We start from the raw sequence: 18,709 nt of genomic DNA, 5'->3' as shown, positions 1-18,709 counted from the left end.
GTACAGCTGCAGGATCATAAACTGGGCTGACGGATCATTTGCGCGCCAGCCCATTGAGGGCCTTGCGGATATGCGCCGAGCGATTTCTTCGAATTTTTGAGCGAAATGTTCTGATTTGATCTTGTGACAAAGAGCTGAACGCGCGGGACGCAGGAAGGCGAGGAACTCCTGATGGCGGTGTGAGCGATGATTGCGCCGTCGAGCACGTTGAGGGCGGCGAACACGGGTGCTTGCCATGACCTGCTACTCGTGCGTGACCACTCGACGTAGCCAACTCGATAGGAAGCATGGGCTGGGTTCTTTCGAGGGTCTGAGTTTGGCTGTTCTCATTGACGCAAAGCACGACGGCCTTTGTCCGGCGGATTGAGTAGAGTCCGACGACGTCTTTATCGTGTCGGCTAAGCCTTAAGAGCTAATTGGGGGCAAGGTTCGTAGTTTACGGGTGGCCCTTTTTTTCCATTTGGATATCTGGTTCCGGGTTGGGATTCGTGACCGCGACCATGATCGATGACCATCTACCTGGATTCGAGGTCGCCCGAGACGCCCCTTAGCGGTTGACCTTGCCCCCAAGTTTTATCCAATCCCGAGTTCGCTCCGGCTATTGGATTTGCCCGGTTGGGCGGTGGTAGCGACGGGAGCTGGCGCGGAGCCCTCGGCATAGCGCCGCGCCAGATCCCGGCGCGGATAGCAGGTGAAGGCGAACTCGGACGGCGTCTTCCATTCGAGCCGCGAGTGTGGGCGTGCATCGTTGTAGTCGGCGCGCCAGCATCCAAGCGCGACGCGGGCCTGGGCCAACGAGGTAAACAGCGTCTCGTTCAACAGTTCATCCCGCAGCGGGCCGCTGATGTGGAAGACGGCCCCGCTCCCTCGGCGCCGGCGATATAATGGCGATAGACAAACCCGCTAACAGGAGAAATTCACCAATGGAAGTCGCGACAATTGGATTGGACATGTCGAAACACGTCTTTCACATCCATGCAGTTGACAGCCAAGGCCGTGACCAATCGCCTAGCGCCTAGGTGAGGCGAGATCATGTCGTTCTTCTCCTCGCTCGCACCGTGCCTGGTGGGCTTCGAGGCCTGCGCCACCGTTCACCACTGGGCGCGTGAGATTCGGCGGTTCGGACACGATGTGAGATTGATTCCGCCAGCTAAGGCCCCCGCGTTGTCCAGCATGGCGTCGGCAAGAGCCGCTTCAGCCGTGTGTTCTCGTCCTCCAGGGTCTTCAGCCGCTTGGCCTCCGACACTTCCATTCCACCGAACTTCGCCTTCCATTTGTAGATGCTGGCGTTGCTGACGCCATGCTTGCGGCACAGATCGGCGACCGACACCATGCTCCTTCAAATTCCGATGATCTGCTCTTCCGAAAAGCAGCTGCGCTTCATGCTCTGGTCCTTGTCCTGGGCCAGAACGAACTTCAAACTGGATTAAGCCCGTGGGGTAAGGTCACGGTGCCCGCGCCCGGCGCACATTTGGTCATCGGCGTGGGAGTTATGTGCGGGCCGTTCGCAATTGATAACAGCTCAGAGAAACACTAGATAGATCGCCTACACCGACGAGCAAGTCGCCATGTCACGCCTAGATGGCCGGGAGTTTCTCGATCGACCTGCGCCTGCGCGGTTCAGAACATTATCAGCTCTGTACAGCCAGTGGATCGAGGTGCGCCCAGAACCAGTATGTGGCGGAAAGCATGAGTGAAACTGGTACCATATCTGTAGAAGCGGCCCTGGGAAGGTCTGTGGCTGATAGGCTGTATTGTCTGATCTTCGCTTGAACGTCCCTGCCGATATGCTTTGATGTTATTCTGCTGATTCAAGTGCCAAATCGTCTCTCTACCAGAGCAATTGAGGAGCCAAATAAAATAAGGCAAACACCAAGCCACATGAGCGGTGTAGGAAATTCGGCAAAGCACAGCCAGCCAACTGTCAAGCTTGCGGGTAGGCCAATAAAGTCTCCGAATGGAGCGCCCCGGCCCAGGCGCGCCAGAGTGTAACCTCTTGTCAGAGTGACCTGCACCAGCATCCCCAAGCCCCCTATAAGGATCAGCAAAGGCCAAACGCCAGTGGGCGGCCAAACCCATCCTGGAACTGCCAGTGGCAGGCCCATCGCGCAGCTCCAGAGCGCGAGGCTTAGCGCTATCCGCTCAGGAGCCTCGCTGCCAGAAATCCGCCTCACCATCATCACGTCCAGGCTACTGAAGACAGCGCCAGCCAGGCCCACGACAATCCAAACGGTCATGTTGCTGACGCTCGGTTGGACTACGGCAAGCATGCCCAGCACGCCAAAGATCAGACCGATGATTGGCGTGACGGCTGTCCGTTCCTTCAAGACGAACACGGAGAATAGCAATGACCAGATGGGGCTCGTGTAAGAGATAGCGGAAACAGCCGCTAGTGGAAGTCTTGATACGCAAAGAATGAATAGTACAAAATGCGTATATCCGAAGAGAGATCTGAGAAAGTGCTCCTTGGTCAGAAAAAACCGAAAATCGAATGTGCCGTGTCTCGGCAGAACAAGTAAAAGAAATAGTATCGAGAGCATGTTGCGCAGAACGGAAACCTCCAAGGCTGGAATTGTTATCGTGACGATCTTGATGATCGCAGACATGATGGCGAATGTCAGGTTGGAGAAGGCGATATAGGCTATGCCTTTGAGTTCGGCGTCGCGCATCATTTGCATCTTCCTCATCAATGCGACGGCCCGTCATGGGCAGCATGTTGGTTACAAGATCAGACCGTTTCGGTACGTGCCAAATGCGGTTCACGACAACCTCTGCAATATCAGCGCGATCGACAATCTCGAGAACGACGATAGTCGCATACATAGCCCGAATCTTTGCGGTACCCGGATTGGACCGGCGGCGCAAGTTCAATCACGCATACATTGCCTGCCTCCGGTGATGCCACGCGAATAGACTTCGCGTGACGAGATCTTCGTAACCCGGTGGGAAAGCCCGCTTGGTAAATTGTGTCGCCGCAGCCCTCGACTCTCTTTCCAATTTTCGAAACATCCGGTCACAATTCGTGGCTGGCGAAAGAAAGAAGACGCCCTTCGGCTGTCACGGCGTTCGCTGGTTACAAGCGTATTCATTGCCCTACCACTTAGTCAGCACCGGTTACGCTGGGACAAATGGCTTTCGCTAATAAGAATGCGCTCCTGCATACGCCGGATTGCCGATTTCGTATCACCTGAGATCGTTGCACCGGGCCGCAGCGATCTGAATGCCACGCCACCAGATAAGCAAGAGCCTCCTCTGTGTAGAGAACGCGGACGGCCCGAGAATGATTTTCGAGCTCGCCAAAGCGGCTGCCCAAAGACATAAAGATATGGGGTTCTTGCTTTGGGGGTAGAACTCCGCAACTCGTTTACCGCTATTACAGCTCGCATGGAATTATTGGCCTACAACACTGGGAGATGCCGGCATCGTGATATGCAGAGACCGATTTCGATTACATTTCGATGGCGTGATCACGACCTGGAGCCCTTTCTGCGAGGCACTTACGAAGACGAAGATCTCGTCCGCGTCGCTCCTCGAACTTTCCAAGACCGCTATCGCCATGGACGACCACGTTGTTCTCGACCACGTCGACGAGTTGAGAGCATGAAGCACCTGTTGGAATCGCGGTAGCCGAGACAGCGGGCAACTGACGGACCCGTCGCCCAGACACCTCTAACTCCTGCGCGCTCGGCGATCGCGCCGGAGAGCCAATCATGCGCTTCCATTAGAAAGGATAGGCCGCTGTTGGAGCAGACATGAGCAGAGTATCCTTTCTGCAGAGGAGGAGTCATCGCATCGAAAGGCCGTTGGCGAGAACAAATTGTGGTTGATCTTGCATGCCGAATTCATTGCAGCTGAGGTGTGACGACCTGACGTTAGTCAACCAATCTTTGCATACGTCTGTTATCTACATCAATTACTAGCGTTGGTAGTTGACCACGGCGCATTCTCCGGAGTTGACCCATGAGGCTATTTGCAATGTCCGCGCCCCAATTGCGATTTCTTTCTTTATCTTTTTGATTATGATGCGCGAGGAGGGTATCGACTTCAAGTGCGGCAATGAAGCGAGCACAACGCCCAAGACGTTGAGAAGCTGATCTCAATCGCGTTTCTTGTGGGAACTGACTAGCTCAGGCCAGACTCTTTGAATCCAACAGACAAGAGCTGCGGCGAGATAGACAGAGGCCAAAATAGGGGGCGTGCCAGGTTGTCGTGGCGGGTTGCGATGCGCCTAAAGCCCGCAGTCCGTTGAAGGCGCTCTCGGTGCGCTAGCGAAGATTGTAGGGGCGCTTGTTGACTCGTTGTCTCATGTATTTCGCTCCGAGCCGCGCCAGCGAACGGGCCCGGTCGCACAACTGATCGGCATGCGAGCGTGCGGATCTCGCGCTCGGTCCTCGATCAAGCGCTTGCAAACCCAGCAGTGTTTCGAAATCCTTCGTCTCGTCTGATCGGAGCTGAAACCTTCTCGGCGTCCTCGATCGTGAGTAGCGGGCTTGCTCATAGCGGTTCATGAAGGACGGGTGTTCGACCAGCGGGTGCCAGCTCGTCAGACTGGTCCGGCGACTTCATTTGCCGCAAGCCGCAGACGCCATTCACCGCGCTGATCGGCCGCTGTTGAATGCTGATACTGTCACCCCGGTTTCCCAATATCGATTACAAATATTCCTCACCAGGGTAGGTAGTCTCTCGATCCTCCTTGACGGGTGTACATCAGTACGACCTCGCGCAAATGAGCTGTAATGCAGCTCATCGAATAGACAAGGTACAGTAATGAAAGCCTAGCAAATCCATTGCACGTCTCACGCTTCTTGCAAATATATGACGATGCCGCCGCCCAAGAAGGCATCGAGCTTTCGATTTGCATAAGTATGTCTCGCTCAGACGAGTCACTCCGACAAAGGGCCCACAGCTCTACATTTCCAGCCGGACCGCTCGCAAATCAAATGTGGCGATAGGTTTTGCATGGTAGGAGTCGACGAGGATAACGACGTCGCGTCTTTACAGGCCGGTTCGATTATATGACATTTTGGGCAGTAACTTTGCAGAATATATTGTAAACGAGTTTTGCGCTGGCCCGGCTCGACATGCCCATTCTGGGGATCCCTGTACTTCCATAGCGCCCAGCGCCAAGAAGATGACAGGGAAAGTAGGTAGTGTGCGGGAGGTTCTGCAAAAGCTGAGCGGCTGAAGCGGTCATGGTAGGTCCGGTGGTTGCGAAAATCACCGCTCGTAGAGGAGCAAGGACCACCATGACCGTGACGAAGATTAGGACGGATGCCGTCAAACAGCTTTTGGCGTCGGACAAGGAGTTCCTCAAGCCGCTGATCCAGGCCGCCGTGCAGGAGATGCTTGAAGCGGAGATGGCGGAAACGCTGGGGGCGGAAAAGGGCGAACGCACCGAAGCACGGCTTGGCTACCGCTCCGGCTACTACACGCGCTCGCTGCTCACCCGGCTCGGCAAGATCGAGCTTAAGGTGCCGCAGGACCGTCAGCACTGTTCGAGCGCTATCAGCGCTCGGAGAAGGCGCTGGTTGCGGCACTGGCCGAGCTGTACGTGCAGGGCGTCTCGACGCGGAAGGTGAAGCAGGTCACCGAGGAACTGATGGGCCATGCTTTCTCGGCCTCGGCGATCAGCGCGATCAACAAGCGGCTGGACACGTCGCTGAAAGCGTTCTGCGAACGCCGGCTAAAGGATCCGTTTCCCTATATCCTGGACGCGCGCTACGAGCGGGTGCGGGAGGACGGGATTATTGCGAGCCAGGCGGTGCTGATCGCGATCGGGGTCGACTGGGAAGGGCGGCGGCAGGTGCTCGCGGTCGAGCTGGCCAACCGGGAGAGCCGCTCAAGCGGGAAAGAGTTTTTGGAAGGACTGAAGGCCCGCGGCCTGCATGGTGTCGAGCTGGTCGTCTCTGACGATCATCCGGGCTTGAAGAAAGCGATCGCCGAAGTCCTCGCCGGGCTGTTCTGGCAGCACTGCTATGTGCACTTCCTGCGCAACGCGCTCGACTATATTCCCTGCAAGGTCGACGACGATTGTCTGCTTGAGCTCCGCTGGATGTATGACCTGCGCGACCTGACCGAGGTACGGCGCGATCTGGCCGCCTGGTTCGGCAAATGGGGCAGCAAACACCACAAGCTCACCGGCTGGGTGGAGGAGAACATCGAGGAGACGCTGACCTACTTCCGCCTGCCCCTGGCGCATCGCAAGCACATGAAATCGACCAACATTGGAGCGCCTCAACGAGGAGATCCGGCGGCGCACCTATGTCGTGAGAATCTTCCCCAACGCCGAGAGCTGTTTGCGGCTTGTCCGTGCGCTGACCATCGAGCGACACGAGGCCTGGTTCGAGGGCCATCGTTATCTGAACATGCATCTGTTGAAGGAACACAAGAAGGAGCCGCTGCGCCAGGCGGCCTGACGATGCTCAGGCCCACCAAGGGAATGGGCCACCCCTCGGAGCCGCCGTCGCTCGCCCGCCGCGCTTTCGGGGTGAGGCGAGCGACGGCGGCTCCGAGGGGGATGGCTCAACCGGACCCCATGATCGATTCTGCTGAACTTGACGCACAGAACTGAAAGTAGCTTACCACGGGGATCTTTGGTTGCGCAGAGACTATAGAGGACAGGGCACGCCCAAGATCATGACAGGAGTAGGGTGGGGCGTGTCTTTTGCTATGTGGACTCCCGATTTCGTATGTGGACTTGCAGCGCACTGGAAACTGGAGAAGGGCGTCATTTCGCAATAGGGAATCCGCCTCATCAAGCCGGCGGGTTTCGGCTGGTAGAACAGAATATTCTGAACGACTATTTCGTTTGGCTAACCCGGCGAGGAGTTGAGGAGCCGTGTTGATCGTCACGGCAGATCCAAGCTGATCAGCCGCATGAGTTTCATCGACACGAGCGGACGGTAGCCAGTATTTGTGCCGCGCAAATGCTGGCCGGTGGCGAGCCGTTGGCACGCCTGCCCGTCCTCGATAAGGGCCGACTTCTCGAGCTGTGCATTAGGATGCAGCGACGAGTTCCTCGTTCCATCACCGTCGAAGAGGAATGCGAGCGCTCCTCGCGCAAACGATCGCGGTGTGCCTCAGGATCACCCGGGTGGTTCGCCCACGCACGCAGCTGCGAATCATCATATCCCCAACAGCCCGCAGACCGAAGCGGCTATGCGTTCCACGCGCAAAGCGTGTAGCGACCGGCGTCGCTACGCCCGTGCTCCGAGAACTTCGTTCAACAGCAGCGTCATATACGCGCTGAGCGGCCGGTATCAGTTCTTAATCCTAATGCCGCAAGGTCGCCACCAGTTTGGCGATTGCCGGCGCGAGATCCAAATGAGGGCGTGCCGAGCGATATGTCGAGAGTTGGCTGCGCAAGATGAATGTCAGCGGTTCGGTACGAAAGGCATTTCATCCTGTTTACCTCGTTTCTAGCGCACCTTTCGTGAAAGTCGCGGTCTTCCTGCATACCTAGAGCGTTCCGATCGCCTACGTGATGTGGCTTGCCGGGAACCGGGAGACTATCCTAGATCGGTTTCCTTCAGGCGGGAGTCTTCGGCCGAGAGAAGCACCTGAAGCAGCGCGCCTGGTGTGATCTGGCTGTGAAACCGGCCGCTTGCTGGAGCTCGGCACGGCGTATTGGCCGGTCTTGTGTTTGAAAGCTGCAGGATCTCCTTGTCCTGCTCGGTGAAGTTCGCGGCGACAGCGACAGTGATGTTCGTCCTTGGGCGGCAAGCATAAATCTCGTCAGCACATTCATCAGGATCAATCGGACAAGCTTCATCGCAGCTCCTAGCACGAAATCCTGCTTTTGCGGTGGCTCCTTCGTTCTCATGCCAGCAAACGGCGTGCCACTGAGGAATTTGCGAAGGCTTCTGGGAAGTTGGATTGTTTATCGGATGTGCCGTGTGGAGACCCTATCTCGATACAATCTTTGAGTATGGGGCTTCCGTTACGTATCAGCCTCCGGAGAGCTCTTACGATCTCTAGTCGCGAACTATGGTTTCCCGGATCGTCGCCACTTACAAATTGTGGCGACAGCCGCGAAGCGGTCGTCGATCTCGATGGTGAAGAATACAGCAGAGGCGAAGGGGATCACCTACCAATTCTGGCGGGATGCGCAAGAATGCTCTCGCTTTACATATTCGCTCAATATTCATCTTAGGAATCGTGCATCTGGAGAGTTGGAGCAGTGTTGCGCCCAGCGCCGATCTCGAGTTGATCCTCCAGAGGGCGGCCAAGCATCAGGACGCCTTTATACCGCGCCTGAAGCGCGCCCATGCACGCGTCAGGATCGGCACCGCGCTTCAAACCGCGGCGAAATGCTGATCGATGAAGCAGCTTATCGCGGCATGCAACGTGCACTTGAACCGGCGAAGACAGCGGGTGGTACTATACACGGCGGTAGGCGTGTCGCCGTCAAGGGAGCTGCCGACCCGTTCTACCTTCGTCCGGCTCTGGTAGAGATAGCCGCGCAGACAGCGCCGGTCGAGCACGAGACTTTCGCGCTCATGCTCTATGTGATGAAGTACAGCTGTTTCGAGAGCGTGCTCGGGCTGCACAAAGCCGTTTGCCCGATCTTCAGCAATGATCTGCGCGGAGAAGAAACGTTCCTGTCGCGCGTGGGCCGATTGCGGCATCGCCGACGTCAATATCGCCACATCGGGCGCAGAAAATCGCTGCGCGATCGGGGGCGGGAAAGCGATAGATGGCGGGCGGGACTCCGGGTCCCACGCGTGGAATGCCTATAAGCGACGTGCGACAAACGCCATCAATGGCAGTCGGATGCTGCCGCTCGCCCAGGGCATCAACTTCGACGTTGTGTGGAGAGAAGATCGGGCGTGAACGCTCCTGCTCAAGTACGGTCGACCCTGTTTCGGCGGGCGAGCAACCTTTGGCGATCGACGTCTCGGAGCTCCTGAAAGTCACGAGCCTCGCCAATGAATTGAAGCGTCAGGGCAGGGAGGTTATTGTTCTCAAGAGCAGAGAGGCTGGATTTGACACGCCGAACCACCTCCATGAAGTGCCGAAGCGGGCGATGTACGCTACCAAATACACCGCCCTCGAGCGCTCGAGCTGCTAGCCGCGATCCGTGCGAGGTTCAAGCGCGAGAACGGCCTCGACTTCTCCCAAGACGCTCAAGGTGTCTGCCGGCGCCAAGCAGTGTCTGTTCAACGCGATGATGAGAACGCTCGCGGTCGGCGATGAGGTTATCATCTCCGACGCCCTAGTGGGTGAGCCACGCCGATCGTCCCGATCATGGGTGGAAAGCCTGTGCTGGTGCCATGTCGAGAAGCCAACGATTTTCACTTGACTGCGAAGGATCTCCGCCCGAGCAATCACGCCGCGCACGCGGTGGGCGATGTTGAACTCGCCGTCCAACCCATCCGGGTCACTTATTTCGAAGCCGGATTACCGAACTATACTGGACATGTTGATGGAGCGTACGCACATCTGGTTCATTGTGGACGACATCTACGCGCACCTCGAGAGTTCCGCTTCGTGACCCCGCCGCGATCGATCCTTTCCTTCGCGACCGAACCCTGACGATCAACGTTGGTTGGCCGATGGTCACGCCGAAAGGCCGAACGCTCTTTCGCGCCCAGGAATATGCGGCATGGCGAACGCATCAACAGCGATGCCGAGTCCGCCAAATATCTCCCGCGCAGCGTCGGCGTTGCACTCGGTCCGGGGGGCCGCATTCGGGCTCGGCCTGTAGTTCCGATTCTCTTTACGCCACGTCCATTTCAGGGCTTGAAGAAGCCTATTGGCGAATGAAGGCCGTAAACAGGCCGGTTGCTGTCGAGGAAGCTTTCCTGATGAAAGAGCGACGCGCGATCTTGCGGATTTTGGGAGTTGACCGCGCAATGGCGGCGTCCTTCGGCAGTTGCGTCATTCACGGACCAAAGCCTCGGTCCATTAGAAGCCTCTCGAGTCTCGTTTGTCCGCTAGTAGTAAACTCGAGGGAAGTGAGCCGTGCAGAGGTGTGCTCAAACCGGGGGCGGCCATGAATCTTCCCAACAAAGATCGCCAGTTGCTCGCGTTGTTGCAACGAAACGCCCGCGAACCTATCGCGTCACTGGCGCGCCAGTTGGGCGTTTCCCGCACCACGCTTAAGAAACGCATTAAAAGGCTAGAGGCGAACGGCGTCATTGCTGGATATGCGCTACACCTTCGGAAATGTCTGAACCAATTCATTGCTTTACCTTAGCAGCTGTGGAAAATAAGAGCTATGCGGAGGTGGGGCATCAATTGAATTCCTGCCGTGCAGACCATGTGTAATAAAGGGTGATTGGGATCTCATCATCCACGTCGTCGCGGAAACGCTTGAGCAATTAGATGCTGAGCTCACTCGGCTGAACGAGATAAGGGCGATTATGCGAGCAGTATCTCACATTGTCATAGGGATGAAGTTCGATCGCAATATCTGCCGGGATGGCGCCTCGACCGTAAGCGGCAAGCTTTGACGTGGAGCAGGTGGTGATGGACGGAGACGACAGGGTTGATGCCATTACATCAAGACAATGAATTATTCGCCCTCTCAGAATGGAAGCGGTGGCGTCGCGAAGTTTGGAAATCGGTCTGGCGCAGTCTTTGGGTTAGATGTTATCGGTTCAAAGCAGCCAGTTCAAGAAGTTGATCGGATCTAGTCGGGGGATCGTCAAATATTCTGACGACACCGCGCCCCATCGGTCGAGGCGACCTTGTCGTCTTCTCATCTCGTGTTGAAGAGCGTGGCGGGGATCAGATGGTCTTAGTGAGCCGCCAACTTCTGGCGCCGCGCCACCACTGCTGTCTCATCGATCGGGCCGGCATTGTTCGACCAGCTCTGGCGCAGGAAGGTGGCGAGGTCGGCTACCTCCTTATCCGAGAGGCGGTCGCGAAAGCCCGGCATGGCAAGCCGCATCGGATTGCTTTCCGTCGAGGGCATGCGCGCGCCGTTGAGGATTACGTCAATCAGGCCGCCGCCCTGGCGGGCCACCACGATCGAGTTGCCATCCAGTTCAGGAAAGACGCCCTTGGCGCCTTTGCCGTTCGTGAAGTGGCATCCATTGCAATTGTCGAGATAGAGCCTCGGACCTAGATCCATGGAAGGATCGGCGGCGTTCAACAACGCGATAGTCTGCTTGGCCTTATCGTCATTGCGGGCTGGTAGCTGCTCGGCCGCACCGCTAATGCCCCGGAGATAGGCGACGACCGCGTCCAGATCCTTACTGGTCAGGAATTGCATGGAATCCTGCACCACGACCGCCATCTCTCCAGTAACGCCTGAGTGGCTATTGCGTCCCGATGCCAGAAAAGCCTTCAGCTCTTCAGCGCTCCAGTTGGTTACCGCCGACGCCGGGCCACGCAGGCTCGGTGCGGGCCAGCCGTCGATTTCACCGCCTGTCAGGAAAGCCTGCGCTGTCGCGTCAGTGCCGTCCTGCGCAGAAAAGAGGTTGCGCGGGCTGTGGCAAGCGCCACAATGGCCGAGCGCTTCGACGATGTAGGCGCCGCGATCGCGCACGAGATCGTTGTAGCGAGGCTTGAAGCCGGCGTCGTCCAGGGCAACCCAGTTCCAGGCGCGGATAGCCCAGCGCTGGTTAAAGGGGAACGTCAGCCGCGTTTCCTTCACTTGGTTTGATACGGGCTCTACTTCATTCATGAAATGCTGATAGAGCGCCCGTACGTCGTCTTCGGACATTTTGCGGTAGTTCTCGTAAGGCATGGCAGGATAAAGACAGGTCCCATCCTTCCGCAAGCCATCGTAGAGTGCCGCGCGAAAGTCGTCGAGCGTATAGCTTCCGATCCCGGTCTCCGGGTCCGGCGTGATATTCGTTGACCAGATCGTGCCGAACGGACTAGGGATGGCGTGCCCTCCAGCAAATGGTTTTCCCCCTTTGGCCGTGTGGCAAGCCGCGCAGTCGGCCACGCGCACGACATATTCACCCTGCCCGCCAGCCGACGTGAAGTCGCCGGCCACCCGCTGCTGCACGGGCGTTTTCCGGGCAGGCACAAGGCCAGTCAGCGCAACCGCAATGAGGCCAAGGACGGCAAGGGCCAGAATGGTTGTGAGGAGCGTCCTCATCGTGCCGACTGCCTCAAATCAGTGACCGCGGGTTGGGAAGGTAGTCCTTCCTGATCGCGGCGACCGACCAGTAAGCAAGCGCACCGACCATTCCCGTCGGGTTATACTGGATGTTCTGAGGGAATGCGTTAGCCCCCATTACGAACACGTTGTGCACGTCCCAGCTCTGCAGATACCGGTTAAGTGCGGACGTGTTCGGATCCGTGCCCATGATGGCCCCGCCGACGTTGTGTGTTGTCTGATAGGGGCGGACATCGTACATCGCACCGTTGGACTTGTAGTCTGACTCCGTGATGTCCGGATTCATACTCTTGGCGATCGCCTCGATCTTTGTCTTCATGAACTGTGTCATGCGGATATCGTTGGGTTTCCAGTTGAACGTCATCCGCAGCAGCGGCCTTCCGTACCGGTCCTTGTAAGTAGGATCGAGGTCCAGATAGGAGTCGCGATAGGACATGTTCGACCCGTGCGAGCCGATCGACATGGAATGGCCGTACCATTCTTTGATCGCCTGTTTCCATTGACCTCCCCAAGACTGCGTTCGTGTCGGCAGGCGCATGGAACGAATCGGCTGGCCATTGGATGTGCCGGCGCAGATATAACTGCCGCCGATGAAGCCGTGGGCACCGAAATCGATGCGGTTGATAGCGAAATCATCAATGACTATGCCGTTTGATCCGGCACCGACGAACGGATTGAAGTCGATGTCCTTGAAGAACAGCGAAGTACTGCCAGTCATCTGATAGGCATAGTTCTTGCCCGTAATGCCTTCGTCGCTGACCGGATCATAGGGCTTCCCAATGCCCGAGAGCAGCATCAGATGCACATTGTGGAGCTGATAGGCTGCCAGGATCACCAGGTCGGCAGGCTGAAACACCTCCGCACCTTCGGCCGTCAGATAGGTCACGCCGGTCGCCGTCTTGTGGTCGGGCGAAAGCTCCACCCGAAGGACTTCGGCATTCACACGGTACTCGAAATTCGGCTTCCGCTTGAGCGCATCGAGAATGCAGGTCTGCGGCGACGACTTGGAATAATTGAAACAGCCGAAGCGATCGCAGAACCCACAGAAACTGCAGGGTCCAAGCTGCATACCGTAGGGATTGGTATAGGCCTCAGAAGCATTCCCAGAGGGCAGGGGATAGGGGTGATATCCCATCCTCCGCGCCGCTTCGGCGAACATCAGCGCATCCACGGTCTGCGGCAGAGGCGGCATGGGGTATTCGCCGGAGCGCGGCGCCTCGAAGGGATTGCCGCTCTCGACGATCTTGCCGTTGATATTGCCGGCCTTGCCGGCGATGCCGGCGACCTTTTCGAAGCGATCGAAATACGGCTCGAGCTCCGAATAAGTGATCCCCCAGTCCTGAATGGTCATACCCTCCGAAATGATGCTTTCGCCGAAATTCTCCAGGACATAGGAGCGCAGACGTAGTTCCTCGGCCATCGGCCTGAAGGTATTGCCGTTCCAGTGTACGCCCGCACCGCCGATGCCGTCGCCCGGTAGGAAGGAGCCCAGCGCGCGATAGGGCAGCGCAGTTTCCCCGAGCGTGCGGCGTATAGTGAGCGTCGAGTTGCGCGGCTTCTGCATGAGCGCATAGCGGACGCCATACTTCAGTTCGTCCGCGACATTAGGATATCGGAAATCGGGCACCGTGTCGCGATCGTCGCCTCGTTCGAGAGCAAGCACTTCAAGCCCTTCCTTGCAGAGCTCCATGCCAACGATCGAGCCGGTCCATCCCAGGCCGACGATGACAACGTCCTTCTTCTTCGCGGTCGCCACCATGTTACGCCCTCTCGCCGGCAATGGTGACCGGACCGAGCGGATACGGCTTGTTCACCCCGACCCATTCGCGGAAACTCGCCCGCGCGCCGGGAAAGCCGATATGGACCCAAGCGGACATTTTGCAATTGCCACCATACATGGGATCAGCGAAGTAGCCTTCCTTCGTGTTCTGCAGCAGAAGGTCGAAGAAATTGACGCCCAGCGTGGACGTGAGCACGATCTGGTTATTGTCGAGGCCGGTCAGGACATCGTTCTGCTCCTTCGGGCTGAGCTCGACGAAAGGCCGGCCATGATTGGACCGGCACCAGTCGTTGATGTTCGCAATGCCTGCCCGATAAGCCTCGGCGGGGGGAAGCGGCGACTGATAGCCGAGCTGTGGCGGCGCGTTCGGGTCATGCGGCCCCTGCAGATACCATTTCGTCCCTTTTCCGAAGTCGCCAGCCAGCTGCAGGTCGATGAAGACAGGAACGCGCGCCTCGATCGCGCCCGGGCCATCACCTTCCGACGGAATCAGCCTGGCCGTGGCGGCAAGGATGAAAGCCCACTCGTCCGCGGTGAAGAACTGCGACTGGTACTGTTCGAGCGGCACTGGTGCTGGTTCGTGTGTCCAAGCCGGCAAGGCGGATACGGCGGCACTAGCTGCTGTTTTTTTGAGAAAGGCCCGACGGGTTGTGGTCAAGACTTTTGTGCTCATGCTGCGGCCCTTCTGGCTAGTTAACACCCACCATAAAATGCGCGCAAATGAAAAGGGATGGTGCGCCCACGTCGCGGATGATGTTCGAGTGTCGAAGGATGTTCTAGTGAGTCGTTCCCTGGAGGTCATGTGAGCGAATATATGTCTGACAGCAGGAATTTCGAGGTTCTCACCGCCGTGCCGGTGCAGCTGGCTATCAATCCGGCGTCAGTTAACGCAATTGGTCCCAAAAGGACGGATCGGATCGTTGGGGACAAGAAGTTCGCGCGCTGTCGAGCCGTGGCGGGGGAGATGTCGAGATGTAGTCGGCGATGTCATGGTGCGTGTCGTTGGAGATCTGTGAGGCTGAGCGGCTTCGTGCGGTGATGGCGTGCTTCTGTCATCTAGATCAATTACTGGCCTGGTAGTTGACCGCGGCGTCACGCCTCGTTCTAGGCTCGCTGACCAGCGATGATGCGTTCCGGGGAAAACAATATCTACTATCGATCTTGGTAGTTTCTAGGTTCTACCGTCCATGTAGTCTGCCATGCGTACAAGCACTGTTGAGGCCGGCAGAAGAACAAGCCTCCTCGAAAATAGGGAGCTCAAGTAATGCGCCATCGCCTTCCAGCAACACCTGTTCAAGGATTGTCGAGTCCCAACCTTAACTCATGGACTGAGAATAAAACCAGCCATTGAAGAGCGCCACGTTATTAGGCTACTGGGAGTATCCGCGTGCAGCTGCTGGCGCAGCTTCTGAAGAGATGATATTTAACAATTATGCATCCCGGCAGTACAAATGCGCCAGGCCGATCATAAGAGCGGAAGGAAGTATCAATCTTATCTTACGTGACAATCCGTTGTGAAGTGTTGCCGAATGGTGTCAAAGAATGCCGCGGAATACCGGAAGAAGGCTTGAATTGCACGGGTGCTCGACAACGGTTGCCAGCTCGTCCTACTACCGGCGATATCGTCTGCCGCAAGCCGGAGATAATCGAGCCCCCCTATCGCTCAGAACGTTCTTGCCCCGTTGAATGCTGATACTCGCCAAACCGAGTCCCTATCGAAAGAGTATTCCTCACCAGAGTAGGTAGTGTCTTGATCCACTGTTAATGCTGTACCGTAATTCGTCGTTTAGCCTAGGGCATATCGATAGGACAAGGTGCAGTAATGACAAGCGTCGTTAACCCGTTGCAAGTCTCACGCTTCCTTAAGGTATATGACGACGCTGCCGCCCAAAAGGGCGTCAAGCTTTCGATAGGATTCGATTTTCATGAGTATGTCTCGATCACAGGGGCCACGCCAACAAAGAGGCGAACATATCCAAATTTCCGGCCAGATCGCTCGCCAATCAAATTAGGCGAGGGGTATTGGATTATAGGCATCGACAAGAATAACGAGGTCGCTCTTTCAGACGCTGCTCGACTGTACGATCTTTCGCACAGCAACTTTGCAGAACATCTTGAATCGCTGAACGCGTTCTATGCTAACCCAGCCATACATGCACATCCTGAGGACCGTTGTACTTGCAAGGCACCAAGCGCGAAGAAAATGACGGGGAAAGTAGCCTACCACGGGGATCTTTGGGTCCGCAAAGACTTTAGGGGGCGGGGTCTTGCCAAGATCACAGCAGGAATCGCACATGGCGTGTCTTTTGCCATGTGGGCTCCTGACTTCTTATGTTCACTTGTGGCGCGCTTTTCACTGGATAAGGGGCTCGTTGCGCAATATGAAATGCTGCATCATGAACCAGGCGGGTCGATACTACAGCTGGTAGAAGAGGAGATTGTGGATGACGATTGGCTTATTTGGCTAACCGGCGAGGAGTTGAGGAGCCAGGTTGAGCGCCACGATAGAACCGAGCTGCTTTCAGGCCTGTCACCTTCACCGGCACGACCGAGCAGTACTTAACTTTGGTACGCAGCTGCGCAAATGCTGAGCCTAAGAATTCGACGCTGATCGGCGACAATAGCCTTTGCCACGGCCGCATATCGCGTCGTCTAGAAGGGCTACCTGGAGCAGTTCATAATAATGCGGCACGAGTTCCGCATTCCACCTCCGTCGTGGAAGCCAAATGCGATTCTTTCTCGCTGCAAACGATAGCTGTGCGCCTTACAATCAGCAGCATGTTCCGCGCATGCAGCCGCCGCGGCGGCATGGCATTCCCAATCCAACCCCGAAGGGGCTGTTGCGGCTCACGCGCGCTAGGTGCGCCTGCCAGCGGCGCCGCTACCAGAGCGCTCCCAGATACTTGGACTTATCGAGCGTATATTGGGCCTTAGGTACGCAAAACGAACGGCAGCGGTTCGGCACGAGGGGGCTGATCCTGTTCACCTCCTATTTTCTGTCCAAGGTAAGCGTCACGATATTAAGATCGGCTTGATCTCGCTCCGGAGAAAAGTCGGCGCTCTGGAGACAAACCGCCGAATGGCAGGGCCCCGAAAGAGGTGGCCCTGCAAGTAGTAGCGCTTGGCCCACTGTGCAAATAGCAAATATAGCGATGGAGACAACGTGAACCAGGGATTTGCAGCTTCGAATAGGGCAGGGACGCGCGTTGGGCAGAGATCTAAGGACAGCTTTGGCCGCGCGTGGCTGGTTTTCCCTGACGGCACTTCGCGAGTAACCATCGAGCGAGATTCGGTCCCACTCTATATTGAGCGCGGAACGGGCAGCTATCTGTTTGATGTCGATGGCCGCCGGTTTCTCGACCTCAATGGCAACTTCACGACGTTGATCCATGGTCATGCCTTCGCACCCGTCGTCGAAGCACTCACCCATCAACTCCAGCGCGGCAGCTGCTTCGCGAACCCGACGGAGAGCGAGATCAAACTCGCCGAACTACTGTGCGGCCGGATTCCGCGGGTTGATCGTGTTCGCTTCGTTAATACGGGAACTGAGGCCGTGCTGTTTGCGATCAAGGCTGCGCGGGCCTTCACCGGACGTACGAAAATCGCCAAGCTCGAGGGCGCCTATCATGGCGCCTACGACTGGGGCGAGGTGAGTCTGGCGGCGACGCCGGACAATTGGGGTGATCCAACCGCGCCCAGGTCTACGGCCTTCTATCGCGGGATGCCGGCAAGCGTCCTCGATGAAGTGGTTGTGCTCCGCTTCAACGATGTTGAAGGCGTACGCCGGTTGTTGTCGTTGCATGCGCAAAAGCTTGCCGCCGTTGTTTTGGATCCGATGCCAAGCCGCGGTGGTCTAATTGCGCCGACCCCTGACTTCATTGTGGCGGTTCAGGAAACTGCCCGTAACAACGGCATTCTTGTAATTGCTGATGAAGTCCTGAATCTCAGACAGGGTTTCCGAGGTGCCTCCGCCCGCTATGGCCTTGTTCCGGACCTCGTCACGATGGGCAAGATCATTGGCGGCGGTTTGCCGATCGGAGCCATCGGCGGTCGCGAGGACGTGATGAAAGTATTCGATGCATCAGCGGGCCGGCCACTGCTTTCGCAAGGCGGCACATTTTCCGCTAATCCTCTATCGATGACAGCGGGTCTTGCCGCAATGCGGCATCTGGATCATACGACTTTTGAATATTTGGAGATACTTGGCAACTTTGTTCGGGACGGCATTAGCCGAGCCATCTCAAACCGGGGCGCGCCGCTGTGCGTCACCGGAGCCGCCTCACTCTTTCGCATCCATCCGATGGCACGAGTCCCGAATGACTATCGTGAGGCCCATCCCGCGCCGGAGGGAGCAACTCTAATGAAGCAGCTAACGCGCTTCTTTGCGGAGAATGGGATCATCCTGCCGCTTGGCGCGGCCGCTTCCATCTCGACACCGATGACTCGTGCCGACGCCGAGTTCATCGTCGACGTGTTCGCAGGCTTTCTCGACACCCATCAAGAGATGTTGGACGCGATAGAGGTGCGCACATGAACAAAGCATCGGTTGCAGTGCCGTAAGCTGATTTTCGGCCAGAGCTTCGGCCTGATTCTGGCGCGCGAAGCGATCAGCGTCGGCACTTTCTAACGACGGGAAAACATGGAGCGCGATGGCGACGGCTTTGGCGCGGCGTCCAATCGGATCGCAGTGGTTGTAGCTCAGAATGGCCCCGCCCTAGCTTGTTAGGTAAGCGTCGTTTTGATCCCACCTTCTCGTGGCGCGAGGGATAGGCGAGTTTGAGGATCTCTCTGAAGGGATCGGCTTGTGTCTATGCTTGACCATACGCTTAAGTCGGACGTAGCGCCGCGTCGGC

General features: G+C 57.1%; 9 protein-coding genes and 3 pseudogenes. 6 read left to right on the top strand and 6 right to left on the bottom strand.

The genetic code is table 11. The annotated features are described in order from the left end of the window. Window positions 1-573 precede the first annotated feature (573 nt). The 3 genes and pseudogenes from LMTR3_RS16685 to LMTR3_RS16675 all read right to left on the bottom strand — a co-directional run. Window positions 574-843 (bottom strand): annotated as a pseudogene (locus LMTR3_RS16685) (integrase core domain-containing protein); the annotation flags it as partial. A gap of 317 nt (window positions 844-1,160) precedes the next feature. Next, a pseudogene (locus LMTR3_RS16680) lies at window positions 1,161-1,333 on the bottom strand (transposase); the annotation flags it as partial. Between the two features lie 478 nt (window positions 1,334-1,811). After that, window positions 1,812-2,672 (bottom strand): DMT family transporter, encoded by an 861-nt coding sequence (locus tag LMTR3_RS16675; protein ID WP_176721925.1) that lies wholly within the window; start codon window positions 2,670-2,672, stop codon window positions 1,812-1,814. A gap of 2,520 nt (window positions 2,673-5,192) precedes the next feature. Between LMTR3_RS16675 and LMTR3_RS40290 the strand changes: the two are divergent. The 4 genes and pseudogenes from LMTR3_RS40290 (at window position 5,193) to LMTR3_RS36525 (ending at window position 10,198) form a co-directional block, all read left to right on the top strand. Beyond that, window positions 5,193-6,571 (top strand): annotated as a pseudogene (locus LMTR3_RS40290) (IS256 family transposase). 1,738 nt (window positions 6,572-8,309) lie between these two features. Further along, complete coding sequence (locus tag LMTR3_RS16655) at window positions 8,310-8,738, top strand: hypothetical protein (protein WP_065746167.1); 429 nt, start codon at window positions 8,310-8,312, stop codon at window positions 8,736-8,738. 563 nt (window positions 8,739-9,301) lie between these two features. Next, window positions 9,302-9,493 (top strand): aminotransferase class I/II-fold pyridoxal phosphate-dependent enzyme, encoded by a 192-nt coding sequence (locus tag LMTR3_RS40285; protein ID WP_502686647.1) that lies wholly within the window; start codon window positions 9,302-9,304, stop codon window positions 9,491-9,493. Window positions 9,494-9,994: 501 nt separating this feature from the next. Continuing rightward, complete coding sequence (locus LMTR3_RS36525; RefSeq protein WP_084029672.1) at window positions 9,995-10,198, top strand: Lrp/AsnC family transcriptional regulator; 204 nt, start codon at window positions 9,995-9,997, stop codon at window positions 10,196-10,198. 543 nt (window positions 10,199-10,741) lie between these two features. Here LMTR3_RS36525 and LMTR3_RS16640 read toward each other — a convergent pair. Genes LMTR3_RS16640 through LMTR3_RS16630 form a run of 3 tightly spaced genes read right to left on the bottom strand, consistent with a single transcriptional unit; the run spans window position 10,742 to window position 14,529 of the window. Continuing rightward, window positions 10,742-12,055, bottom strand: a complete 1,314-nt coding sequence (locus tag LMTR3_RS16640; protein ID WP_065746164.1) for a cytochrome c — start codon at window positions 12,053-12,055, stop codon at window positions 10,742-10,744. 13 nt (window positions 12,056-12,068) lie between these two features. Continuing rightward, a complete protein-coding gene (locus LMTR3_RS16635; RefSeq protein WP_065746163.1) occupies window positions 12,069-13,835 on the bottom strand; it encodes a GMC family oxidoreductase in 1,767 nt (588 codons plus the stop codon). A gap of 1 nt (window position 13,836) precedes the next feature. After that, complete coding sequence (locus tag LMTR3_RS16630) at window positions 13,837-14,529, bottom strand: gluconate 2-dehydrogenase subunit 3 family protein (protein ID WP_065746162.1); 693 nt, start codon at window positions 14,527-14,529, stop codon at window positions 13,837-13,839. A 1,149-nt stretch (window positions 14,530-15,678) separates the two neighbouring features. Here LMTR3_RS16630 and LMTR3_RS16625 point away from each other — a divergent pair. After that, on the top strand, window positions 15,679-16,419 hold the full coding sequence (locus tag LMTR3_RS16625; RefSeq protein ID WP_065746161.1) for a hypothetical protein: 741 nt from the start codon (window positions 15,679-15,681) through the stop codon (window positions 16,417-16,419). A 600-nt stretch (window positions 16,420-17,019) separates the two neighbouring features. Further along, complete coding sequence (locus tag LMTR3_RS16620; protein ID WP_065746160.1) at window positions 17,020-18,390, top strand: aspartate aminotransferase family protein; 1,371 nt, start codon at window positions 17,020-17,022, stop codon at window positions 18,388-18,390. The last annotated feature ends 319 nt before the right edge of the window (window positions 18,391-18,709 follow it).

Origin of the sequence: Bradyrhizobium sp. LMTR 3 (assembly GCF_001693485.1) — a bacterium.
Lineage (GTDB): Bacteria > Pseudomonadota > Alphaproteobacteria > Rhizobiales > Xanthobacteraceae > Bradyrhizobium.
This window is presented reverse-complemented; position numbering and strand designations above follow the sequence as displayed.

What these genes read in the sequence shown, in the direction of transcription:
- LMTR3_RS16655 (WP_065746167.1), top strand. Translation starts at nt 8,310, where the DNA reads ATGCTGATCGATGAAGCAGCTTATCGCGGCATGCAACGTGCACTTGAA.
- LMTR3_RS16630 (WP_065746162.1), bottom strand. Translation starts at nt 14,529, where the DNA reads ATGAGCACAAAAGTCTTGACCACAACCCGTCGGGCCTTTCTCAAAAAA.
- LMTR3_RS16675 (WP_176721925.1), bottom strand. Translation starts at nt 2,672, where the DNA reads ATGATGCGCGACGCCGAACTCAAAGGCATAGCCTATATCGCCTTCTCC.
- LMTR3_RS16640 (WP_065746164.1), bottom strand. Translation starts at nt 12,055, where the DNA reads ATGAGGACGCTCCTCACAACCATTCTGGCCCTTGCCGTCCTTGGCCTC.
- LMTR3_RS36525 (WP_084029672.1), top strand. Translation starts at nt 9,995, where the DNA reads ATGAATCTTCCCAACAAAGATCGCCAGTTGCTCGCGTTGTTGCAACGA.
- LMTR3_RS16625 (WP_065746161.1), top strand. Translation starts at nt 15,679, where the DNA reads ATGACAAGCGTCGTTAACCCGTTGCAAGTCTCACGCTTCCTTAAGGTA.
- LMTR3_RS16635 (WP_065746163.1), bottom strand. Translation starts at nt 13,835, where the DNA reads ATGGTGGCGACCGCGAAGAAGAAGGACGTTGTCATCGTCGGCCTGGGA.